At 50.7% G+C, this 22,517-nt stretch carries 18 protein-coding genes; 11 read left to right on the top strand and 7 right to left on the bottom strand.

Translation table 11 applies throughout. From position 1 onward, the window contains the following. Positions 1-131: 131 nt before the first annotated feature. Together AC1DF0_RS27870 and AC1DF0_RS27865 are read right to left on the bottom strand one after the other, a co-directional pair. Positions 132-1,880: a sensor histidine kinase gene (locus AC1DF0_RS27870; protein ID WP_477576607.1), complete on the bottom strand. Its 1,749-nt coding sequence runs from the start codon at positions 1,878-1,880 to the stop codon at positions 132-134. Next, the gene (locus AC1DF0_RS27865) at positions 1,877-2,626 is read right to left on the bottom strand and encodes a response regulator transcription factor (protein WP_477576605.1); all 750 of its coding nucleotides are present in this window, start codon (positions 2,624-2,626) and stop codon (positions 1,877-1,879) included. The genes AC1DF0_RS27870 and AC1DF0_RS27865 overlap by 4 nt, the downstream gene beginning before the upstream one ends. Before the next feature lie 156 nt (positions 2,627-2,782). Between AC1DF0_RS27865 and AC1DF0_RS27860 the strand changes: the two genes are divergently transcribed. Beyond that, positions 2,783-4,000, top strand: a complete 1,218-nt coding sequence (locus AC1DF0_RS27860; protein WP_477576603.1) for a DUF418 domain-containing protein — start codon at positions 2,783-2,785, stop codon at positions 3,998-4,000. On the opposite strand, the gene AC1DF0_RS27855 is transcribed toward AC1DF0_RS27860, so the two are convergent. Further along, entirely contained in the window at positions 3,995-5,089 is a 1,095-nt protein-coding gene (locus AC1DF0_RS27855; protein ID WP_477576601.1) for a winged helix DNA-binding domain-containing protein, read from the bottom strand. The genes AC1DF0_RS27860 and AC1DF0_RS27855 overlap by 6 nt on opposite strands. Positions 5,090-5,296: 207 nt before the next feature. On the opposite strand from AC1DF0_RS27855, the gene AC1DF0_RS27850 reads away from it, so the two are divergent. The 4 genes from AC1DF0_RS27850 to fumC all read left to right on the top strand — a co-directional run bounded on the left by AC1DF0_RS27850 (position 5,297) and on the right by fumC (position 8,819). Then, a complete protein-coding gene (locus AC1DF0_RS27850; protein WP_477576599.1) occupies positions 5,297-5,620 on the top strand; it encodes a Dabb family protein in 324 nt (107 codons plus the stop codon). An 85-nt stretch (positions 5,621-5,705) separates the two neighbouring features. Further along, entirely contained in the window at positions 5,706-6,374 is a 669-nt protein-coding gene (locus AC1DF0_RS27845; RefSeq protein ID WP_307475582.1) for a bifunctional 2-keto-4-hydroxyglutarate aldolase/2-keto-3-deoxy-6-phosphogluconate aldolase, read from the top strand. A gap of 89 nt (positions 6,375-6,463) precedes the next feature. Then, positions 6,464-7,333 carry a glycoside hydrolase family 43 protein gene (locus AC1DF0_RS27840; protein ID WP_477576596.1) on the top strand — a complete coding sequence of 290 codons (870 nt, stop codon included), beginning with the start codon at positions 6,464-6,466 and terminating at the stop codon, positions 7,331-7,333. A gap of 100 nt (positions 7,334-7,433) precedes the next feature. Beyond that, the gene (gene fumC / locus AC1DF0_RS27835) at positions 7,434-8,819 is read left to right on the top strand and encodes a class II fumarate hydratase (protein WP_337100263.1); all 1,386 of its coding nucleotides are present in this window, start codon (positions 7,434-7,436) and stop codon (positions 8,817-8,819) included. 88 nt (positions 8,820-8,907) lie between these two features. On the opposite strand, the gene AC1DF0_RS27830 is transcribed toward fumC, so the two are convergent. After that, the gene (locus AC1DF0_RS27830; protein WP_477576594.1) at positions 8,908-9,471 is read right to left on the bottom strand and encodes a guanylate kinase; all 564 of its coding nucleotides are present in this window, start codon (positions 9,469-9,471) and stop codon (positions 8,908-8,910) included. Between the two features lie 171 nt (positions 9,472-9,642). Between AC1DF0_RS27830 and AC1DF0_RS27825 the strand changes: the two genes are divergently transcribed. Together AC1DF0_RS27825 and AC1DF0_RS27820 are read left to right on the top strand one after the other, a co-directional pair. Next, entirely contained in the window at positions 9,643-11,598 is a 1,956-nt protein-coding gene (locus tag AC1DF0_RS27825; RefSeq protein ID WP_477576592.1) for an ABC-F family ATP-binding cassette domain-containing protein, read from the top strand. Positions 11,599-11,616: 18 nt separating this feature from the next. Continuing rightward, positions 11,617-12,249: a fumarylacetoacetate hydrolase family protein gene (locus AC1DF0_RS27820; protein WP_477576590.1), complete on the top strand. Its 633-nt coding sequence runs from the start codon at positions 11,617-11,619 to the stop codon at positions 12,247-12,249. A gap of 75 nt (positions 12,250-12,324) precedes the next feature. On the opposite strand, the gene AC1DF0_RS27815 is transcribed toward AC1DF0_RS27820, so the two are convergent. The 3 genes from AC1DF0_RS27815 to AC1DF0_RS27805 all read right to left on the bottom strand — a co-directional run bounded on the left by AC1DF0_RS27815 (position 12,325) and on the right by AC1DF0_RS27805 (position 15,990). Further along, the gene (locus tag AC1DF0_RS27815) at positions 12,325-12,762 is read right to left on the bottom strand and encodes a Dps family protein (RefSeq protein ID WP_477576588.1); all 438 of its coding nucleotides are present in this window, start codon (positions 12,760-12,762) and stop codon (positions 12,325-12,327) included. 209 nt (positions 12,763-12,971) lie between these two features. Further along, the gene (locus AC1DF0_RS27810) at positions 12,972-14,957 is read right to left on the bottom strand and encodes a glycoside hydrolase family 15 protein (protein WP_477576586.1); all 1,986 of its coding nucleotides are present in this window, start codon (positions 14,955-14,957) and stop codon (positions 12,972-12,974) included. 4 nt (positions 14,958-14,961) lie between these two features. Beyond that, positions 14,962-15,990: a LacI family DNA-binding transcriptional regulator gene (locus AC1DF0_RS27805; RefSeq protein WP_477576584.1), complete on the bottom strand. Its 1,029-nt coding sequence runs from the start codon at positions 15,988-15,990 to the stop codon at positions 14,962-14,964. Positions 15,991-16,408: 418 nt separating this feature from the next. On the opposite strand from AC1DF0_RS27805, the gene AC1DF0_RS27800 reads away from it, so the two are divergent. The 4 genes from AC1DF0_RS27800 to AC1DF0_RS27785 all read left to right on the top strand — a co-directional run bounded on the left by AC1DF0_RS27800 (position 16,409) and on the right by AC1DF0_RS27785 (position 21,604). After that, on the top strand, positions 16,409-17,734 hold the full coding sequence (locus AC1DF0_RS27800) for a sugar ABC transporter substrate-binding protein (RefSeq protein WP_477576582.1): 1,326 nt from the start codon (positions 16,409-16,411) through the stop codon (positions 17,732-17,734). Positions 17,735-17,809: 75 nt separating this feature from the next. After that, positions 17,810-19,123: a carbohydrate ABC transporter permease gene (locus AC1DF0_RS27795; RefSeq protein WP_477576580.1), complete on the top strand. Its 1,314-nt coding sequence runs from the start codon at positions 17,810-17,812 to the stop codon at positions 19,121-19,123. Continuing rightward, positions 19,120-19,950 (top strand): sugar ABC transporter permease, encoded by an 831-nt coding sequence (locus tag AC1DF0_RS27790; protein ID WP_477576578.1) that lies wholly within the window; start codon positions 19,120-19,122, stop codon positions 19,948-19,950. Before AC1DF0_RS27795 ends, AC1DF0_RS27790 begins: the two co-directional genes overlap by 4 nt. Positions 19,951-19,954: 4 nt before the next feature. Next, positions 19,955-21,604, top strand: a complete 1,650-nt coding sequence (locus AC1DF0_RS27785; RefSeq protein ID WP_477576576.1) for an alpha-amylase family glycosyl hydrolase — start codon at positions 19,955-19,957, stop codon at positions 21,602-21,604. Positions 21,605-22,517 lie beyond the last annotated feature (913 nt).

Here is a 22,517-nt window from a genome sequence, read left to right as displayed (position 1 = left end):
CTCCCTTGTAATGGTTATGCCTTATACTACACAAGGAGCAATATTTGTGGAAATATATAAAAGTTATATTGTTTATAGGTTGTAGCTATAGTCAGCCTTTAATAACAAGTAAAGAGCCCTATAAAGGGCTCTTATTTCGTTGCTACCGTGAAAAAAATGCTGATTTCCGTGCCGCTGCCCGGCGCTGACCGCACCTCGATACGTCCGTGATGGGCTTCTACAATCATCTTCGCAATGCTCATGCCAAGACCGGAGCCTGCGGACGATTGATCGGTATTCGTGCCTCGATAATAACGATCAAACAGCTTGCGGCTCGTTTCTTCGTCCATCCCTTGTCCATTGTCCGCTACTTTAATAAAGGGCTCGTCATTGATCATTCCCGTCGTGACGGTGATCGTTGTGCCGGGACGATTATGCTTCACCGCATTCGACAATAGGTTATCCAAGAGGCGGTTCAGCCAAGTGGCATTACTGATAAGCGGAATAGGCAGCTCGTCGTCTTCATAAATGAACTCGTATCCCGTCAATGTTGCGTCGTTGACATACTTAAGCACGGCTCTGCGGATCAGCTCGCCAAGCTCCAACTCATGCCGCTCCACAGCTTCCGAGTGATGCTTTAACTGGTATACGTGAGAGAAATCGGTCACAAGCTCCAGCATGTAGTCGCCTTTCTGGCGAATCATGCGTCCCATCTCGCGCAGCTCCTCCTGATTCCAGTCAGAGGAGGGGCTCTCCAGTATGTAGCCATAGCCTTGGATGGTAGCAAGCGGCGTACGCAAGTCATGGGATATGCCGCTCATCCATTCCTCGCGCGTTCTCTCCAGCTCGGCACGGTCTTTCTCCGTCTGTGCCAGCTTCTCGGCCATTCGATAGAAGGACCGGATGACCTCTTTATACAGACGATAGCGCATTCGCAGCTTGCCGTTCTTGCGGAATACGCGTCGCCGGTCACGACTCGTCAATACTTCCTCGTAGTATCCTTGCTCCATGCGCTCGAACCATCCGCTGAACATTATGAGCGGTTGGCCGTAACGGTAGCCGTGCCACGTCGTAATACCGATGGAGAGTAAAAGAAAAGCGATGCCGATCCCAATCAATAAACGAATAATACCCTGCATGACGGGCTGATGCTTGAGCACTCCCGGCTCTATCGGGGCATGGACAATCCACGTCGGCGATTGATCGTCATGTTGATAGACGGTAATCGCAGCGTCGTATTCGCCTGGCGCTTGGCGCATGGCGAGCACTTCGAGCGGCGCATAGCTTTGGACGCCGGAGTCGGTCCGAGACGCGCCGATCTTTTGAATGATTTTGCCCAAACGATCAATAATCGTTAAGGTGCTGCCGGATTGCAGCAGCTCGGCATGCATGTCAGGCAGATGCTCTTCGGCGACTAGCCCATCTTTCTGATAGCGGTCGAACCATCCCGTCAACAGCTCCAGCTGTTCGGTTTCGTAGCCAAGCAGGAACAGAATAGGAGACGAATAAGTAAGATCGAATTCGGTCTCTACCGCAAAATGATCATATCTCCCCGTGTCCGATATCGTCAGCAGCTCAGCGGCTGAATAGGAGGTAGGCTGCTGAGCCTCTGTATTCCATGCATAAACCACTTTCCCGTTCTCATCCACGACCTGCAGCCAAACCTGATGCTCGGTGATGAAGCTCTTCCAATGAGCCGGAAGCGTCACGACGCCGTCTTCGTAATAGGTTTCGGAGACGATGGAATCAAGCGCGCCGGAAGGAAAGTTGCGTTTAATCTCGTTGTTGGACAACTGATTGTATAGAATCATGAAAATGACGAGCACGGCTATGAGCAGGAACACTGAATTAATGAGCAGCTGATAGGTAAAGTGAAAGGCCATCCGTCGTCCGACCTTCATACGTTTGCCTGCTCTTTTGACAATTTGTAGCCGAGTCCGCGAACGGTTAGCAGACGAGTAGGTACGCTAGGATCAAGCTCAATGCGCTCGCGAAGGCGGCGGATATGGACCATGACGGTGTTGTCGTCCCCTAGTCCGTCCATTCCCCAAACCGTTTCATAGAGCTGCGCCTTCGAGAAAACGATGCCCGGATGCTTGCAGAAGTGCAGCAGCAGTTGAAATTCCTGCGCGGGGCAGGGCACCGAGGTGCCGTCGATAAGCAGCTCGCCGGCAGCTTCGCTTAATTGGAATCGACCATAGCGATATACAAGAGGAGCGGTGGAGTGCGGCGTGTGCAGTGGCAGCTCTCTCGACAAGGGGATGAAGCCGTTCGTTTCGTCGAGCCGTCGCAGCCTTGCTTTAATACGGGCTGCAATCTCCAGCGGGTTGAAAGGTTTCGTAATATAATCGTCGCCACCCATCGCGAAGCCTGTTAATATATCAAGGTCGGATGCTTTGGCCGTCATGAACAAAATATGAGGATTGCCGAAAGCTCGGATTTTCGAGCAAAGCTCAAGGCCGCTGCCATCCGGCAGCATAATGTCGAGCAGCACAATATCCGCTCCGTGGCGGGCGATGGAACTGAGCGCCTCCGCACAGCTGCTGGCCGTATGAATATGCTGGAAGCCTTCTTTTTGAAGCACAAGCTGGACCATTTTCACAATGGAGAGCTCGTCATCGACGATTACGATTCGATGATGGTACATAAGGAAATCCCGCCTTTTAATAAGCTGTATAACATCATGCTAGCATATAAACCTTAACGGGAGTTGAACGGTTTTGGAAAAATTAAGGTAATGTTTCGGTGTTGTTTGTTTCAAGTTCAGAGGGAAGGATTACGATGGGATCGAGGTGATGAGAGGATGAACGATAGGTTGGAAACGGGAAATCGCGTGCGAATAATCGATACGATCCGCGGGTTTAGTTTACTTGGAATCTTGATTTCGAACATGCTTATTTTCCAGTATGGGATTTACGGCAAGGATGAAATGGAGCACTTCGATCCATCAAGTCTGGATATAGGGATGCATAAGCTGTTGACTGTATTCGTGGAAGGAAGCTTCATGCCGATCTTCATGTTCCTGTTCGGATACAGCTTGTTCAAGCTGAGAGAGGGCTTGGTTCAGAGAGGGCTGCGGCCGGGGGCTCCGCTTGTCAGACGTTTTCTGCTGCTGATCGGATTCGGGTTGCTGCATAGTCTGTTTTTGTGGGAAGGCGACATTCTGCTCGCTTATGGCGTTACGGGCTTCGTCTTGCTCCTGTTCGTGAATCGTAAGGTCAAGACGCTTGTCATCTGGGGAATTGCATTATGCTCGGTGATGCTGTTAACGGGTCTCGTGCCGGAGGAAGAGACGGCGGAAGGGATTGCCCGAATGAGCGAATACGTGGAGCGGTCGATTTCCGTATATGGGGGAGGCAGCCATGCGGAAATTATGGAGTTTCGGCTAAATGAAGATCCGCTTGGATTGCCGTTAGGCGTCATCTTGGTATCCGTTGTCATTACGCCGCTCATGCTGCTGCCGATGTTCTTATTCGGCATTGCTGCCGCTCGTAAGCAATGGTTCCACAACCCATTGCGTGAGCGCATTGCGAATGCAAAGCGTGCCCTCTTGTTCGTCCCGATTGGATTAGCATTGAAAACGGTCGCGGTATGGCAGATGTCAACGTCATGGAGTTACGCGTTGATAATGGTAGGCGGGCTGGTACTCGCCTTAGGGTATATCTTTACGATGGCGGCTGTGCTCGGATCGTTGGCTAAGGGCAATATCATCGTATCAGCCTTCGAGGGCATTGGGCGGATGTCGATGACGAATTATATTATGCAGACCGTCATTTGCACGACGATATTTTATGGTTATGGGTTAGGCTGGTTCGGCGATATCGGCGTGCTGGGCGGCTTGCTGCTCGCTTTGTTGATCTATAGTTTGCAGGCAGTCGCAACGAGCTTCATGCTGCGGCGGCTCAAGAATGGTCCTTTGGAGCGAGTTCTGCGGATGTGGACATATTTGACGCTCAGCGGTAAAGCGCKAACAGCAGGAAGACCGGCTGGCGGCGAGCAGGAGCAGAGCGTGCAATTATAGGAAAAGGATACGGTGCGAGCAATCGTCCCCGACTGCGAATTTGAGCAGTTTTTCGCCTTCGAGGGTGAGCTCGGACCGTTCCTCCTCCGAGCCGATCGGCTCGAATGGCTGGATGCTCAAGGTAGCTTCGCCTTTGCGCTGCTCCAGCTTCCATAGTCCTCGAACGAAGCCGTCGATGAGGAAGGTGGAGCGGATAATGCCGTTGACCGTGAAGACGAGCGGTTTGTACGAATCGTCCATAATGCGGCTGCGGTCGGCGTAGGAGAGCAGCATGTTGTCGAATTCGGATAAAAAGCGCGGCGGAGCTGGCGTGTCTCCGTCAGGCAGCGGCGCATCCGGCACGTCGAACAACTCCACGCCTTGCTCGTCGCGGAAGGTGCGCAAGGTGGGACGCATGCGCTCCATCGTTTCTTTGAGCTTGGTCATGCCCGACCATACTTGCATATCCTTGATGGAGGCAGGGCCATAAGCAGCCAGGTAGCGCCGGAGCATGTCGTCCGGCGCTGCTTCTGTTGCAAGCGGCTTGCCAAGCCATGCTTCGGCAGTCGTGTGGTATGCTTGGCCGCCGGCGCCCCAAATGCCGCGCGGCGTCACCTGCACGAGCGGAAGCAGATTGCGGGCGGCGTTAGCCAGATCCGCATTGGCGTAGCCGGGCAGCTTCTCGGCGAGGAGCTTGCCGAGCTCGTCGAGCGTTCGCGGCTTCTCTTCGGTTAGCGTACGCGCGCAGGAGAGAAGCTCCCGACGCTCCGAGTCGGTAAGGCTGTTGCGCATCGGGCTGTGAAGGCTGCGCTCCAGCATAGACTGCAGAATGGTACGGAAGGAGAGGCAATCCTCCGCAGTAACGAGATGGATCGTGGAGCGGTGAAGCGCGATGCGCACGACTTGGCGGTCGAGCAGCAATTGCGACAGCTGCTCCTGCTTGAAGCTCTCAAGCCGCGTCCATAGCGCGTAATACGGCGGGTCTTGCGCCTGCGCTTGAATGGCGACAAGCCGCTTGATCGCTTCGAGCGGAGTGATGCTCTCCCGCTGCAGCAGCATCTGCCTCGCGAGCAGCGCGCGGTTCAGTTCTCGCTCAGTGAGTGTCCTCATTGCCTATCACCTCTAATTGAAGATTCGGATTTTACTAGTATAGTCTTGATTATAACCGCTGAACCCTGACAACTGTCTGTCAGCGTTTATTCGAAAATTTGCGTAAGTTGCGTGGCTGTATATTCAGTCTGTGCGAAGCTAGCTCTCGCCAGCCTATTTATGGTATTTTAAAACTATAAAATTAGCTAGATTAGAGGAGAGATATCGATGTCGGAAACGAATAAGCAGTGGATATTGCATTCGGTTATTTTTAGTTTGAAGCATGAGAAAGGATCGGAGGCAGCACGCAAGTTTCTAGCGGATGGGGAACGGATATTGACTTCGATTCCGGTAGTTTCTAACTTCCACGTCTATAACCAGGTTAGTGTGAAAAACGACTATGATTACGGCTTCGCCATGGAGTTCGCAAGTCAGGCCGATTATGAGGCGTACAACGAGCATCCGCTTCACCAGCAATTCGTTCAAGAACGCTGGGCAACGGAAGTGGAGAAGTTTTTGGAAATCGATTATACGAAACCGAACAAAGATTGAAGATTTGCTCTAAACCGCCTATAATGGGCAATAGAACGAACATTTTCGAACAAATAGGAACACAAAGGGAAAAGGGGCTAACAGGATGAAGAAGCTTAAGGTGCTGCAGCAGCTTACAGAAGCGGGTGTTGTAGCCGTATTGCGCGCAGACTCCCCGGAGGAAGTAGCAGAAATGGCGCGCCGTGCAATCAAAGGCGGCATTAAAGCGATTGAGATTACGATGACCGTTCCATTCGCGCTCCGCGCAATTGAGCAATTATCGAAGGAATACTCGAGCGATGTATCGCCTGATGCGGATAACTTCGCTATTATTGGCGTGGGCACGGTGCTTGATCCGGAGACGGCTCGCGCAGCGATATTGGCAGGCGCCGAATATGTGGTTGCGCCGGCGTTAAACCCGGACACGATTAAGCTTTGCAACCGTTATGCGATTCCCGTTATGCCGGGCACAATGACGATTCACGAAATTCAAAGCGCGCTTGAGCTGGGCGTTGACGTGGTGAAGCTGTTCCCGGGCAACCTCTACTCTCCAAGCGTCATTCCATCCATCAAAGGACCGTTGCCGCAAGCGAACATTATGCCTACGGGCGGCGTATCGCTTGATAACCTGAAGGATTGGATCAAGGCCGGAGCAGTTGCGGTAGGTATTGGTTCCGACTTGACGAAGGATGCGGTGAAGACGGGCGACTTCTCGCTGATCGAGAAGAAGGCAGCAGCCTATATCGCTGCTTATCGCGAAGCGAAAGGCCTTTAGCGGCAAATAGAAATAATAAGCGCCATAGGGGCAACAAACTCCGAATGGCGCTTTTGTATACATATATAGTTGAAGAGGAGAATTACGTCATGCTGAAACGTGAGCAAATCCGAATTCGGGACCCTTTTATATTGCCTATTCAAAACGATGGTTTGTATTATATGTACGGTTCGACCGATCTCAATACATGGGGCGGCCCGGGTACGGGCTTCGACGTCTATAGCAGCAGAGATCTGGATAACTGGGAAGGGCCTTTCCAGGCGTTTCGTCCAGAGCCGGATTTTTGGGCGGATCGGAATTTTTGGGCGCCGGAGGTCTATGCATACAATGATTGTTATTATATGTTCGCTTCTTTCAAGTCGGAGGATCGCTGCCGCGGCACGCAGGTGCTCGCCGCCGAGCATCCGCTTGGACCGTTCCGCACGTTAACGGACAAGCCGGTCACGCCGGAGGATTGGGAGTGTCTGGATGGGACGCTTTACGTAGACCCAGACAACAAACCGTGGATGGTGTTCTGTCATGAATGGATTCAGGTTCAGGATGGCAAAATGTGCGCGATTCCTCTGTCGGACGATCTCCGTGAGGCGGCCGGCGAACCGATCTTGCTGTTCACGGCTTCGCAGGCGCCATGGTCTGCCGCGGGCAAGGACTCCTCGAACTATGTGACGGACGGTCCATACTTGTACCATACGGAGAGTGGGGAGCTGCACATGCTTTGGTCCAGCGGCTCGAAGACCGGCTATGCGATTGGCATTGCCCGTTCGGAGTCGGGAAAGATTGAAGGGCCATGGCTGCAGGACGAAACGCCTTTATTCGCGGAGGACGGCGGTCACGGCATGCTGTTCCGCACGTTCGAGGGGCAACTGATGTTGTCTATTCATGCTCCGAACAAGCTGACGGAGGAAAGGGCTGTATTTATCCCCATGACCACGAGGGATGGCAGGCTGCAACGGAGCTAAACAGCGCTGGCAAGCTTGCTTCTGACGGCGAATAGCGTTATAACAGAAACAGGACTGTTTAAGAGAGACCAATCATAGATCAGAAGGAGTCGTTAGGCGAATGGATTATCGGATTGAGAAGGACACAATGGGTGAGATTAAAGTTCCTGCAGACAAGCTATGGGGCGCGCAAACGCAACGCAGCCTGCAAAACTTTAAAATCAGCGGAGAGCGCATGCCGATCGAAGTCGTCTATGCGATGGCTATTATTAAGAAAGCTTCCGCGTTTGCCAACAATAAGCTAGGCGTACTCGATGCAGAGAAAGCGGCTGTTATCGGCGAAGCGGTTGACGAAGTATTGGCTGGCAAATGGGATGAGCATTTCCCTCTCGTCGTATGGCAGACAGGCAGCGGCACGCAAACGAACATGAACGTGAATGAGGTTGTTGCGAACCGCGCCAACCAAATTCTTCAGGAGAGAGGCAGCGAAGCTCGCATTCACCCGAATGACGACGTGAACCGCTCCCAAAGCTCCAATGATACATTCCCTGCAGCGATGCATATTGCCGGCGTAATTGCGCTTGAAGATCGCCTCTTGCCCGCGCTTGACCTCCTGAACGGAACGCTTCGCGCGAAGTCGGAGAAGTTCGCTGATTTGGTGAAAATCGGCCGTACGCATCTGCAAGACGCGACGCCAATTACGCTTGGCCAAGAAATTAGCGGCTGGTATTCGATGCTTGACCGTACGCGCGCAATGCTCGTTCAAAGCGTAGAAACGATGCGCGACCTGGCGCTCGGCGGCACGGCAGTAGGTACAGGCCTTAATGCACATCCGGACTACGCGGTAGCGGTAGCCGAAGAAGTGACGGCTTTGACAGGCAAAACCTTCATTACGGCAGCTAACAAGTTCCACTCGCTTACAAGCCATGACCAAATCGTGTACACGCATGGTGCGATCAAGGCGCTTTCGGCTGACCTCATGAAGATTGCGAACGATGTTCGCTGGCTGGCAAGCGGTCCGCGTTGCGGCATCGGCGAAATCGTTATTCCCGAGAACGAGCCGGGCAGCTCCATCATGCCGGGCAAAGTTAATCCAACCCAAAGCGAAGCGATTACAATGGCTGTATGCCAAGTTATCGGCAACGATACGGCGATCGGCATGGCGGCAAGCCAAGGCAACTTCGAGCTCAACGTGTTCAAGCCGGTCATTATTTATAACTTCCTGCAATCGGTCGCGCTTATGGCTGATGCCATGGTATCGTTCAACGACAACTGCGCGGTCGGCATTGAGCCGAACGAAGCGGTTATCAAGCGCAACCTGGATCAATCGCTAATGCTCGTAACCGCGCTCAACCCGCATATCGGCTATGAGAACGCGGCTGCAATTGCGAAGAATGCCCATAAGAAAGGCCTTACGCTGAAGGAGTCGGCTATTGCAAGCGGCCTGCTCACGTCTGAGCAATTCGACGAATTCGTTCGTCCTGAGAATATGATTGGCAAGCGCTAACGAATAGCCTTGTACAAAAAGAAGCCGGGTACTGCTCCATAAGGAGTCTGCACCCGGCTTCTTGTGTCCGTACCGTGCTCGGCAAACGTCACGATTTCGAGCCGAGATAACGGCTCACAATCGCTTTTATTTGCTCGACGGTTCGATCAATCGTCATATTTTCGATAATGTGCTCGCAATGTTTGCGGTAAGTCACTTCTTCCGTGTAGTGGCTCAAATAGTTGTCCATGATCTCGAAGCTTGTTCCTTTGCTCTCGAGACGTTCGGACACGGTTTGCTTATCCGTATAAATGAAGATGCGTACGGCGCGTTCGCCATACAGGCTGCGAATGCGTTCAGTGCCTTCGCTGTTCAGGATAATGTAGACGCTCTTGCCGCTGTTCATCGCTTGATCGAGGTCGCGTCTGCCGATGCCGTAGCGGTGATGATCGATGCGAACAAATTCCGCGAAAAAATCATTATGGTACAAGCTATCGAACTGCTGCTCGGTTACGTAGCGGTAGTCGGCATCGGGGCGCTCTTTATTGCGCGGCGGGCGGTCAGTGAAGGAAGCGATATGAACGATGCCGCTGCCTTGCAGCGCGCGGTGTGCGGACGTCTTGCGCCCAGAGCCGCTTGTGCCGGTGAAGATGAACAGATAGGGGTTATTCATGCAGAATCACTCCTCTCATATACCTATTATATCGGCATCTTGGGCAGTGGCGATGATAGGAGCGCCAACATCCGTTTCGAAGTGAAGATCGCGTCCGATTATGGTATGATACGAATGGTTGCACAGCAAGCAGCAGCCTATTTCTAATAACGAAAAAAGTAGGTTTGTCTTATGCATTTATTATCGGTTGAACATATAACGAAAAGCTATGGCGAGAAGCTGTTATTCGAGGACGTGACGTTCGGACTTGAAGACGGCGATAAAGTAGGCATTATCGGCGTGAACGGTACCGGCAAGTCGACCTTCCTGAAGGTCATTGCCGGAATAGAGCCTGCCGATGCCGGTTCTGTGGCAATCGGCGGGCGTGTCACGGTTCGAATGCTGGCGCAGGACCCGGCATTCGAACCGGAGGAGACGGCGCTGGAGCACGTGCTCGGCGGCCAGTCGCCGCAGCTTCGCGCCGTGCGGGCTTATGCCGCGGCGATGGAGGCTATTGAACGGAAGCCGAACGACACGGCGCTTCAGGAGCAGTTGATCGCAGCGAATCAGAAGATGGATGAGCTGGATGCTTGGCAATTGGAGAACGACGCGAAGGTCGCGCTCTCGAAGCTCGGTATTTACGACTATGAAGCGAAGGTCGGCACGCTCTCCGGCGGACAGCGCAAGCGGGTCGCGATGGCTGCGGCGCTGCTGCAGCCGTCCGACGTGCTCATTCTGGACGAGCCGACGAACCATATCGACAACGATTCCGTCGCTTGGCTGGAAGGCATGCTGCAGAAGCGGCGCGGCGCGCTGCTTATGATTACGCATGATCGGTATTTCCTCGATCGCGTCAGCAATCGGGTAATTGAATTAGATAAGGGAAAGGCGCATTTCTACCAAGCCAACTACAGCCGTTTCCTTGAACTGAAGCTGGAGCGCGAGGAGCGGGAGGCCGCTTCCGAGTCGAAGCGCCAGAACTTGCTGCGCAATGAACTCGCTTGGATTCGCCGTGGCGCGAAGGCGCGGACGACGAAGCAGAAGGCGCGTATCGACCGCTTCGAGGCGCTGAAGGCAGATGCGCCGAAGCAAGCTGGGGGCAAGCTCGATGTATCGGTTGCATCCTCCAGACTCGGACGTAAGATCGTGGAGATCGAAGATGTGGCGAAGAGCTACGGCAGTCGCAAGTTGATTCGAGACTTCAGCTACATTGCCGTACCGGAGGATCGGGTCGGCATCGTTGGCCGCAACGGCAGCGGCAAGTCGACGCTGCTGAAGTTGATTGCCGGGAAGCTGAGGCCTGATGAAGGGACCGTTGATATCGGGCCGACAGTGAAGCTTGGCTGGTTTTCACAAGAGCATGAAGAAATGAACGAGTCATTAAGAGTCATCGAATACATTCGTGAGGATGCCGAGCAGGTAAAGACGGCTGACGGCTCGCTCATTTCCGCTGGGCAAATGCTGGAGCGTTTCTTGTTCTCGCCGACAATGCAATGGACGCCGATCGCGAAGCTGTCCGGCGGCGAGAAACGCCGCTTGCAGCTGCTGAGAGTACTGATGAACGCACCAAACGTGCTGCTTCTCGACGAACCGACGAATGATCTCGACATAGCGACACTGACCGTTCTCGAAGACTATTTGGACGATTTCCCGGGCGTCGTATTTGTTGTCTCCCATGACCGCTACTTCCTGGATCGGACGGTTGACAAAATTATTGCCTTCGAGGGTGAGGGCGTTATTACGCATCACACGGGCAATTACTCGGACTATCAGGAGACGATCGCGAAGCGGGACGGGGCTGGATCGGCCGCATCTGCCGGATCAGCTGCCGGATCAGCCAAATCGTCATCGAAGGCAGCGGGAACGCCGCAATCTGAGGAAACCTCTAAGCAGGGCAGCAAGGAGCGGGCGTTGAAGATGTCGTACAAAGAGCAGAAGGATTACGAGCAGATCGACGGGTGGATTGAAGCGGCTGAAGCAGAGCTAGCTAAGGTTGCCGAGCATATGGAAGCTGCTAGCAGCGATTCGGTGCGTCTGCAGGAACTGGCCGCCGAGCAGCAGCAATTGGAAGAGAAGCTGGAGCAACTGATGGATCGCTGGACGGAACTGAACGAATTGGCGGAGAAGATCGCCGCACAGAACAAATAAAGGGAGGCTCACTCAACCATGAGCGCTAACGATATTCGCAACATCTATTGCATTGGCCGCAATTACCGGCTGCACGCATTGGAGCTCGGGAACGCTGTTCCGACATCCCCTATGGTATTTACAAAGCCGACACATGCGCTTGCTCCTATGAATGGCAACATTGTTGAACTGCCGAGCGGTGTAGGCGAGATTCATTTTGAGTTGGAGATTGTTCTTCGAATCGGGCGTGACTACGAGCCTGGCATCCATGCAGACGAGATCATCAGCGGCATGACGCTTGGACTCGATCTGACATTACGAGATGTGCAGTCGAAGATTAAAGCGAAAGGCGAGCCTTGGCTTCCTGCCAAAGGCTTCAAAGGTTCAGCGCCGCTCGGAGCGTGGATCGATTACCCTGGTCAAGCCGCAATCGAACAGCAAACCTTTACGCTCATTCGCAGCGGCCAAGAGGCACAGCGAGGCCAAGCTGCCGATATGATCTTCGATATTGCTACTCTCGTTGAGTTTATAGGAACGAACTACGGCCTTGGAGCGGGGGACATCATTTATACCGGCACTCCTGCTGGCGTAGCCGCGCTGGCGGATGGCGACACTTTGGAAGGTTTTTGGGGCGAACAAAAACTCGGGAGCTGCATAGTCAAGTTTGTCTAAATAATGAATCAGAAAAGCGGATGAGCCTAAGCTCATCCGCTTTTCTGATTCATCGTATCACAACTACAATTCAAGTTATCTTCCGTTAAATGCGCTCAGCATCCACACATGTTTCTCGAGTGTAGTATGGATCGCGAGCAGCATATCGGCGGTTGTTTCGTCGCCTGCCGCTTGAGCAGCTTCCATGCCTTCCTTTAGTTCACCAATAATTATGGTGAAGTCGGCGATCAATTGATCGACCATTTGCTCGGCTGTTTCTTCGCCGGACGCTTCCTTAATGCTTGCGGCCGATAGGTAGTCGCTCATTCTCGCTAGCGGCTGGCCCTTCACGGCAAGCAGGCGCTCAGCTATTTCGTCAACATGCAGTGCGGCTTCTTCGTAGAAGAGCTGGAATTTCTCATGCAAGGTGAAAAATTGCGGGCCTTTCACATACCAATGGTAATTGTGCAGCTTAATGTACAGGACGCTCCAGTTGGCAATTTGACGGTTCAAATGTTGTTGTATCGTACTCATTTCGATCATCCTTTCCGAAAAGTAGTGTTTGTAGCTAATGGGAAATCCATACATCTATTTAGCTAATGCAGACTAATATAACTAACCAATCATAAATATTTAGATCAATTCCTTATTTATAATTATTACAAACTAAAAGGGAATTGTCAATGCATATCATACAAAAAAACGGAAGAGAGCAGCTCTCTTCCGTTTTCGCATCAATTGACTTATAGCTTGTTAGTTCCTTGCAATTGCTGGGCGGCTGCTTCTTTCTCTTCAGCTTCCGCCAGCATAAAGATCGCTAATACGTACATGGCGTGAGACCACGTAAGCGGCACGACCCAAGCGGTTGCGCCTGTTTCCTTGTCTACCTGCTCAGGCAATAAGCCTGTTTCGGTGCGGTGCTCAATTGACCATCGCAGCAGTTCCCTCGCCTTATCCAAGCTGCCAGTTTGGATGCGATAGTGTGCCAGCCAAAGCGTTGTAAGAATCCACGGATTCCCGCCGATGTAATGATCGTTTTCGTAACGCTTAATGCCGCCGACACCCGGCACAGTAAGCGCCGCTTCAATCGAATCGGCAGTACGCTGCATATAGTCGTGATCCTTAGGTACGGCGTTGAACGGAATCGATATGCCTAGAAGGCTGATGTCAATCATCGGATCATGCCGCAGCGTATATTTGCGATAACCTTTGTCGAGCTCGATGATGGAAGCATCCTTGCCTGATGCGACTGCTTCCTCGTATGCGGATGCACMTACCGAAATGTTTAAGCCGCGATAAAAGCTGTTGCGCTCCTCATTCCATCCGCTCTCAAGGATAGCGGCAGAAATCTGATTAGCGGCAGAAGACCATTGTTCTGCGGCCTCATTATTGCCCAGCAGGTGGGCGAAGCTAGCAGCGGCGGTCAGCCCGCCATATACGGCTGCTGAAGAATAGGTATGGGAAGCTTCGCGCTCCTCCCACAGGTCAATGCTAGGTCTCGGCAAACCTGATTCCGGATCGAGGAAGCTGGCTAGGAAGCTAGCGCCCTTCTGGACAGCCGGCCATACTTGCTTGGCGAATTCAATATTGTGACCCTCCAAGTAATGCTGCCACATGCCCCATAAAATAGATGCGCCTTCGTCAATTTGCAAGCCCCAGGAAGGAGCGAGGCTGCCATCATGATAATGACGCTGCTGCCAAGAGCCGTCCGGCGATTGAGAAGTAAGCGTCCAAGCATAGAAACGGTCAGATAGCTCACCAAGCCCCGCCTTGTCGAGAGCGGTCGTAATGAACGCTGCGTCTCTTCCCCAGCAATAGGAGTAGCCGCCGCAGCGGGAGAATGTCTCGTCGAACTCGGGAGCCGCAATAATGCTTCCTGTCTGATGATCAGCCATCAGCTTGAACATAAGAACGGATCGTTCATATAAGTCGGTCATATCTTCATTAGCGACCGGGGAGGGAGCAGCAGCGGCTAAATATTGACGCCAATAGTCAGACGTTTCGTTAACCCATTCTGAGCTGTCCTTAGATTTCGCTATTTCCAGTTGAGCAAGTGAACTAGCCTCATCGCGTCCAGCCGCAATGTAAAGCGGAATAACTACAGAATCACCGGCTTTAAGTTGCTCAATCCGCCATGATAGAGCACCGTCCGGGCGCATATCAATGACGTTGCCGGCAAGTTGCCCCTCTTGAACGGAATCCCAGCCTAGTCCTGCTTGAAACTTCGTGCATACGTTTGCACTCGAAAACGCAAAAAAGTACGTATGTCTAAAATGAATTAAAGCGTCAGCAGTAGCGTTGAAGGTCGTCGTATTGTACAAACGATTTTCACTGACTAGGAAGGAGGAATGCACGATGAATTCAAATGAAACAGCTGATTCACTCGTATTTGTAAAGCGGTATTCTCGCACGAGCATATCTTGCTCTGGAACGGCAAAGTGCAAGCTTTCCACTTGTATCGGCTGTTGCTCAGAACGAGCTCCGATGCTAACAATGTTCGTTTTTGGAACATAAGCGATTTCGTGTTTCCAGCCGTCTGTCTCGCTGTCGAACCATGATACGGAGGAATTGTCCGGCAGCTTTATGCCGGTACGCATGGCATCGACATGCTGAGGCATGTCGATGTTCGGCCACCAGAGGCGGTACAGTCTGCCCGTACGGCCAAGCGAAGCGAGCATTTTGGAATTGCCGATTATAGCGTCGATAAGATAAGGCTTGTTTGTATTCATAAATTTAGCTCCTTTTTGGGACGGTATGGATAGATGATTGACGTACGACTAACCGATGAGGGATAATCATCCGTTGCTGATGTACACTCTCTTCCTGGATAAGGCGAATTAACATTTGCGAAGCGGTATAGCCGAGCTGGTACGTTCCAATATCGATGGAACTGATCGGCGGTTGGGCCAGCTCGGACAGCGCAATATTGTTGAAGCTGACGAGGCTTAGATCATCCGGTACTTTGTAGCCCAGTTCAGTTAAGCCGCGTAGAACACCGAAGCCGACAACGTCGTCGATAACGACAAGGCCGCTTGGTCGCTCGGGCAAACCCATTAGGAATGACATGGCGCGATAGCCGCTTTGTTGCAGGAACTCACCCTCAACGACCCATTCGGAGCGGAACGGAAGACTCGCCTCGCGAAGCGCGCGTTGGTAGCCCTGCATCCGATCCCGAGCGACGGTTAGCGTTGGCGGACCGCTGACGAAGCCAATACGTTCATGTCCTTGCACGATAAGATGCTGTGTTGCATCATAAGCAGCCTGTTCATTGTTATTGTCCACAGACAGGATGTTCGGATGCTCATCGGTTCTGCCGATAAGGACGGTAGGGAACTTATGCTTATCGAGCATATCGATCAGAGGATCGTTAACCCTAGACGATAGCAAAATAATACCGTCAACCCGTCTGCCGAACACAAGCCGGGACACGGTTTCCGTTTCATCATGCGGAGAGGTTGCGGCGGTAAGCAGCATATCGTAGCCGGCCCTCGTGGATTGCGTCAATATACCGCGAAGCAATTCACCAAAGAAGAAGTCTTGGAACAATTCTTCGGCAGGGCGGGGGAGCACGATAGCAAGCGTTTGCGTCGTCTTGGAAACGAGGCTTTTGGCCATGACATTAGGATGATAGCCCATTTCCTCCATAATTCGTTTGACCTTTTGTGAAGTTTCTTTGCTTATTCTAGGGTGGTTGGAGACGACCCTGGATACTGTGGAAGGGGATACCCCGGCGACTTTTGCAATATCTTTAATGGTTACCATAATGACTTCTGCCCCCATCATGCAATCGTTTGTTCTATATGCTTCATCCTAATGCAATTGTTGCTCAAAAGTAAATATATATCTTAAGTAAACGTTGCAAAAACCGTGAAAAACTAATAGAATTCAAGCAAATCGACGAAAATCGAAGAAATCAATTTATTTTCTCGATAGAATGAACTGTGCAAACGTTTTAACAAAAACACATCCGCGTTGTATGATGAGGACACGAATAGAGCGCTTACATTACTTAATAACCGCCAGTTAAACGATGTAAAACAGCAAATATGCTTATTTACGTCGTTTTTTCTCGAAACTTGTACAAACGTTTGCGCTAATCGTGCAAGGGGATTATTGGCGAGTAAGTAGGGCGTGTAATTCAGGAGTACAGCCAACACATTATGGAAGGGGATCTTTACGTATGAAAAAGTGGTTTGTGATGTCATTAATCGTTGCCTTGTTTATCGTATCTGCATGTGGAGGCACGAATAACGGGGGCAATACGGAGAATGCAAACAGCGGTACTAACACAGAGAACAAAGCGAATAACGCAGGTGCCGCAACAGAAGCGCCACCGGCAGTAGAAGAATCGACGGATATCGTTCCAGAAGAAGGTGCATCGCTTCTTGTGTGGGATAGCAAAAACCAACGCACCGTGCTTGAAGAAATCGCCAAAGAATTCACTGCCCAATACAACATTCCAGTGAAAATCGAAGAAGTAGAGTCGCCGGACCAAGTTGGCAAGCTGACTACGGATGGTCCAGCTAATATCGGCGCTGACGTTGTAACGTTCCCGCATGACAACCTAGGTAAAGCGATTGCTGCCGGTCTTGTTATGCCGAACGACTTCTACGGCGATCAAACCATCGCGAACAACGCTGAAGCTGCTGTTAATGCAGTAACGGTTGACGGTATTTTGTACGGCTACCCGCGTTCCGTTGAGACATATGGCTTATTTTACAACAAGGACCTTGTTCAAACGCCGCCGGCTTCATTCGAAGAGCTTATGGAGTTCTCCAAAACCTTCAATGACGCAGCAGCCAAAAAGTATACGCTCATGTGGGAACTTGGAAACTTCTATTTTAACTATATCTTCTTCGCCTCCAACGGCGGTTATGTATTCGGCAGCAATGGTCAAGATGCAGCAGACATCGGTTTGAACAACGACGGTGCTGTAGAAGGTTTGAAAGCTTACCAAGCATTGAAACAAATTTTGCCGATCAACTCCGGCGATGCTTCGGCCGACATCATCCAAGGCAAATTCCAAGATAAATCGCTCGCAATGACGATTACTGGTCCATGGAAAGTAGGCGACTTCAAAAACCTAGGCATTAACTTCGGCGTAGCTCCACTGCCAACGATTAATGGCAAACCTGCCGTATCGTTCTCCGGCGTTAAAGCTTGGTATGTTAACACATTCACGAAATATCCGAACGCTGCGAAGTTATTCGCAAGTTTCGTATCGAACAAAGAGAATCAACTGAAAGACTTCGCAGCAACAGGCGCTATTCCTGCTAACAAGGAAGCGATGGAAGATCCAACGTTCAAGGCGGATGAGATCTCGAGTGCATTCGCAGCACAGTTCATTAATTCGCAAGCTATGCCTTCGATTCCAGAGATGGGTAACGTTTGGACGCCAGTTGGCGCAGCGCTCTCCGACATTTGGGACAAAGGCACAGATCCAAAAACATCGCTCGACAATGCGGTACAACAAATTAAAGATGCCAACTCCGGCGCAACGAAATAAACAATAACAGGAATGATCGTTCGCCCGCCGAAGAATGCTTCGGCGGGTGAACATCATGGAAGGGAGCCAGGCGGTATGAATCGTCATCGCAACACCGCGGCCGTTTTGTCCGGACTATTCATGGGACTTGGACAGTTATATAACCGGCAATATTGGAAGGGACTTATTTTGCTGATCACCTGCGCCGGCTCGCTCGGATACTTCATACCGAATTTGGCCCAAGCCATTTGGGGAATTGTGACGCTCGGCGAGAAGACGGGCGGATTTGTGAAAGTCGGCAAGATGTATGAGCCAATTAAAGGGGATCATTCCATATTTCTGTTAATAGACGGACTTATAGCTATCTTTCTTTTGGTCGTATTTCTTATCATTTATATGATGAACATTCGCGACGCGTATCGTACGGGAAAGCAGAGGGACAATGGCGAGGAATCCGCTACCTTCAGGCAAACCATTGCCTACATCACAGATCGGAAGTTTCCGCTGTTAATGTTGGCTGTGCCTGGGCTCGGCGTACTGTTTCTAACCATTATGCCGATTATATTCATGGTGCTGCTCTCGTTTACGAATTACTCGATGCCTCAACATATTCCGCCAGCCAAGCTGGTTGACTGGGTCGGTTTTCAGACGTTTATTGATTTGCTTAGTCTCAAGACCTGGAGCAGAACATTTCTAGGCGTATTTACTTGGACGATTATATGGGCGGTCGTAGCTACGATTACTTGCTACTTCGGCGGTCTGTTCGTTGCGCTAATCATTGAACAGAAGGATATGAAGTTCAAGAAGCTATGGCGGACAATATTCATTCTTCCCTATGCCATTCCGCAGCTCATATCGCTGCTAATAATGAGAAATTTATTTAACGGCGAATTCGGGCCGATCAATAATTACTTGTCTAGCTTCGGTCTTGGCGGACTGCCATGGCTGACCGATCCGTTCTGGGCGAAGGTTACTGCGATTGTCGTTAATATGTGGGTAGGTATTCCGGTATCGATGGTTTTAATTATGGGAGTACTGACGGCCATTCCGAAAGATCTCTACGAAGCAGCCGACGTTGATGGCGCATCTGCATTCCAAAAGTTCCGCATCGTCACGATGCCGTTCGTGTTATTCACGACAGCACCGATTCTTATTACTCAGTTCGCGGGCAACATTAACAACTTTAATCTGATCTTCCTGCTGACGAACGGTAACCCGGTTAACGGCGATTATCAGTATGCGGGCAGTACCGACTTGCTCGTCACGTGGCTCTACAAATTGACGCTCAACAACAGCCAGTTCAATATGGCATCTGCGATCGGCATCATTATTTTCATCATTATTGCATCGTTCTCGATCATCAACTACCGCCGGACGAAATCATTTAAAGAGGAGGATATGATCCAATGACTAAGGGCGTACGCTTGACGCTTAGCTATTTGTTTCTCATCGTGATTGCGATCTGCTGCATTTATCCTGCTCTTTGGGTTCTCGTTTCTTCCGTTAGACCAGGCACGTCGTTGTACAGCGCTACCTTTTTTCCGAAAACGATCACGTTTGATCATTACTACGAGCTGTTCCACTCCAAAGTTTTTCAGTACGGCAGATGGTACCTGAACACACTGAAGATTGCAACGTTGTCGATGATCTTCTCTACATTGCTGTCCACGGTAAGCATGTATGCATTGTCGCGTTTCCGCTTCAAAGGCAGACAGACGATTCTATCTACCATACTCGTACTCRGTATGTTCCCGGGTTTCATGAGCCTTATTCCCGTTTACATCTTCTTGCTGCAGCTTAATCTGCTTGATACACATGCGGCGATCATTATCGTATACGCGGCAGGTGCTGTATTATTCAACGGTTTTGTCATCAAAGGTTTCTTTGATACGATTCCGCGTAGTTTGGACGAATCGGCGCGTATCGACGGGGCCAATCATTTGCAAATCTTTTACCGCATTATGCTGCCGCTAGGTCGCCCAATCCTGATCTACGTCGCACTTACTACGTTCGCCGGAGCATGGGTGGATTTTATATTCGCCAATCTAGTGCTTCGTACGAAGGAGAAGTGGACGCTGGCAGTCGGTATGTGGGATCTAGTCAATTCTTATCAAAATAGCAACTTCACCATGTTTGCCGCCGGCGCTGTGCTCATTGCTGTTCCGATTACACTGCTGTTCGTGCTGCTGCAACGCTTTCTCGTTCAGGGTCTTACATCAGGCGCTTCGAAAGGGTGACGGTATGAGACGAGTAGCTTCAATAAAAAGAGGGCTGCGGCTTGCCGCAGCTCTTTTGCTGACTGCCGTTTTGATAACAACAGGCTGTTCAAGCAATTCCCCCTCGAATAACGTTTCCGAAACTGCTGTACCTGCCACTGCTCGGCCAGTTCAGACAGAGCTTGCAGTCGATGAGCAGCCTGGGAAAGTGTTCTACGAAATATTCGTCCGTTCCTTCTATGATACGAATGGTGACGGTATTGGAGACTTGAATGGAGTGACCGCCAAGCTTGATTACTTGCAAGAGCTTGGTGTCGGAGGCATATGGCTGATGCCGATCACTGCTTCTCCAAGCTATCACGGTTATGATACGACCGATTATTACGCTGTTAATCCCGATTACGGTACGCTTGACGATTTGAAGAATCTAATAGCAGAAGCGCACAAGCGCGACATCAGCATCATTACGGATCTGGTCGTGAACCATACGAGCAACGAGCATCCTTGGTTCAAGGATGCGCTTGCCGATCCAGCCAGCCCTTACCGCAATTGGTATCAGATCGTGACAAAGGACGAGAAGGTAAAAGCAGATGGCGCTGTAGGCGGCAACCCTTGGCATGAGTCAGGAGCTGACAAATATTTGGGCGTCTTCTGGGGAGGCATGCCCGATCTGAATTTCGATGAGCCGAAAGTGCGCGAGGAAATGATAAAGATTGGCCAGTATTGGCTGGAGCAAGGAGTTGACGGCTTCCGGCTGGATGCGGCCAAGCATATATACGGCGATTTCTCATCGACGATGAGCACGCCGGATGTGCAGGCGGCTAATCAATCCTGGTGGCAGCAGTTCCGCTCGGGTCTGAACGAAGTAAATGCTGATGCGTATTTAATTGGTGAAGTATGGGATTCATTATCGGTCATTGCGCCTTACTTCGATAAGGCGTTTAACTCCGCCTTCCACTTTGATCTAGCGGGACGCATACTAGGCGCGGCGGCCAATGAGCGAGATGCTGACTTCGGCTTCTCGTTAGCTAGAGCATATAGCGTCTACGAGAAATCATCGGGAGGCAGCTTCGTGGATGCACCGTTCCTAAGTAACCACGATCAGAATCGACCGATGAGTGTCCTGAACGGCAATGTATCGCAGGCGAAGATGGCAGCGGCCATTCTATTAACCCTCCCTGGCAATCCGTATATTTATTACGGTGAAGAACTTGGGATGAAGGGGGCGAAGCCAGACGAATTGATTCGTGAGCCAATGGTATGGTATAGCGATCCTCAAGGTGGTGAAGGCCAAACAACCTGGGAGACTTCCGAGCACAACACTTCTGCAGGAGCTATATCGGTGCAAGCTCAGCAAACAGATGAACAATCGTTGCTGAGCCACTATCGCAAGCTTATTAAGTGGCGCAATGAAGAGGCTGCGCTACGCGACGGAACCATCGCCGAATATACGTTTGAGTCCGCTAATCCGAAGCTAAGCCTTTACGTCCGAATCACCCAGAAGGAGCGCGTTCTCGTCGTTCACAATTTATCAAGCGAGCTCCAGTCAGCCATTCTAACTCCATCGGACCGATACGGCTCATTCACAACAATCGCACACCAAACTGATCCCACTGCGTCGCTGACCAACGACAATCTATCCATCCCACCATACAGCACGGTTATACTTAAATAGCGTTATCTCTATAATCGCAGTTAGATCCCTGTTAGCCATAGCCATTAGAAGTGGTAACACCTAATACAGAGCGGCCCATCAATATGAGCTGTTCTATATTAGGTGTTTTTTTGCCTTTATCACACTCTCCCTACAACTCAGGAATGAATGAAGCCCTATCTAATGGTGAGACGTAAGGTAATCTCTTCTGGCGGTAATCAAAATCAAAAACGGGCCGATCCTATGTATGCTTTTCAATCCTTTATCACACTCCCCTTAGCTCAGGAACGGAAGCAGCTCACTTATCTATTTCCTAAGGAAAGGGCACGGACAACACTAGAAGATAATTGCAGTGCGCAGCAAAAAAAATGAACAAGGATCGCAGCGGTTAAGCTGGGAAGCAATGAGATGAGGAATAGAGAAGGCGTAAAATACAGAAGCAATTAAGCGAGCAGGGGGCAGGGGGAATGAAAAGGGAACAATAAAACTAGAAACTTATTATTTGCAACACTGGGACGTAGGAGCATGCAAAAACAGAATACAAGTAATAAACAAAAATACTTGAAGAGCGAAATGAGAAACACGAAATAAGAAAAAAGAAATAAGAAACACAAAATAAGAAAAAAGAAATAAGAATTAAGAAATATGAAATACCAAATGCTAAATAAGAAATATAAATGAGAAATAAAAATGCGAAAAGAAGTAAGGAAGTAGGTAGCGTCAAGAAGTTTGTGTAAGAAGGTAGGAATATCCATCGAGACGATGGGTAACTGTTATGTCTGAATGTTCTGACGTTTTTACAGGTAGGGGGTCAGCCCCACCATAGATTTGGGAGTTATTGGTTAATCGTTAGATTGTGAATAGCGTCTCTCGAACATCTCAGTAAGCTTCTTTTTGACTTCCGGCATACCGAATCCGGGTATGATGCGTTCCC

The organism is Paenibacillus sp. 05T425 (assembly GCF_056396205.1).
Note: the sequence above shows the minus strand (reverse complement) of the source record. Positions and strands in the feature narration are given on the sequence as shown.

Excerpts from the sequence above, each read along its gene's own strand:
- AC1DF0_RS27870 (WP_477576607.1), bottom strand. The coding sequence starts at position 1,880 with ATGAAGGTCGGACGACGGATGGCCTTTCACTTTACCTATCAGCTGCTC.
- AC1DF0_RS27865 (WP_477576605.1), bottom strand. The coding sequence starts at position 2,626 with ATGTACCATCATCGAATCGTAATCGTCGATGACGAGCTCTCCATTGTG.
- AC1DF0_RS27855 (WP_477576601.1), bottom strand. The coding sequence starts at position 5,089 with ATGAGGACACTCACTGAGCGAGAACTGAACCGCGCGCTGCTCGCGAGG.
- AC1DF0_RS27850 (WP_477576599.1), top strand. The coding sequence starts at position 5,297 with ATGTCGGAAACGAATAAGCAGTGGATATTGCATTCGGTTATTTTTAGT.
- AC1DF0_RS27845 (WP_307475582.1), top strand. The coding sequence starts at position 5,706 with ATGAAGAAGCTTAAGGTGCTGCAGCAGCTTACAGAAGCGGGTGTTGTA.
- AC1DF0_RS27840 (WP_477576596.1), top strand. The coding sequence starts at position 6,464 with ATGCTGAAACGTGAGCAAATCCGAATTCGGGACCCTTTTATATTGCCT.
- fumC (WP_337100263.1), top strand. The coding sequence starts at position 7,434 with ATGGATTATCGGATTGAGAAGGACACAATGGGTGAGATTAAAGTTCCT.
- AC1DF0_RS27830 (WP_477576594.1), bottom strand. The coding sequence starts at position 9,471 with ATGAATAACCCCTATCTGTTCATCTTCACCGGCACAAGCGGCTCTGGG.
- AC1DF0_RS27825 (WP_477576592.1), top strand. The coding sequence starts at position 9,643 with ATGCATTTATTATCGGTTGAACATATAACGAAAAGCTATGGCGAGAAG.
- AC1DF0_RS27820 (WP_477576590.1), top strand. The coding sequence starts at position 11,617 with ATGAGCGCTAACGATATTCGCAACATCTATTGCATTGGCCGCAATTAC.
- AC1DF0_RS27815 (WP_477576588.1), bottom strand. The coding sequence starts at position 12,762 with ATGAGTACGATACAACAACATTTGAACCGTCAAATTGCCAACTGGAGC.
- AC1DF0_RS27805 (WP_477576584.1), bottom strand. The coding sequence starts at position 15,990 with ATGGTAACCATTAAAGATATTGCAAAAGTCGCCGGGGTATCCCCTTCC.
- AC1DF0_RS27800 (WP_477576582.1), top strand. The coding sequence starts at position 16,409 with ATGAAAAAGTGGTTTGTGATGTCATTAATCGTTGCCTTGTTTATCGTA.
- AC1DF0_RS27795 (WP_477576580.1), top strand. The coding sequence starts at position 17,810 with ATGAATCGTCATCGCAACACCGCGGCCGTTTTGTCCGGACTATTCATG.
- AC1DF0_RS27785 (WP_477576576.1), top strand. The coding sequence starts at position 19,955 with ATGAGACGAGTAGCTTCAATAAAAAGAGGGCTGCGGCTTGCCGCAGCT.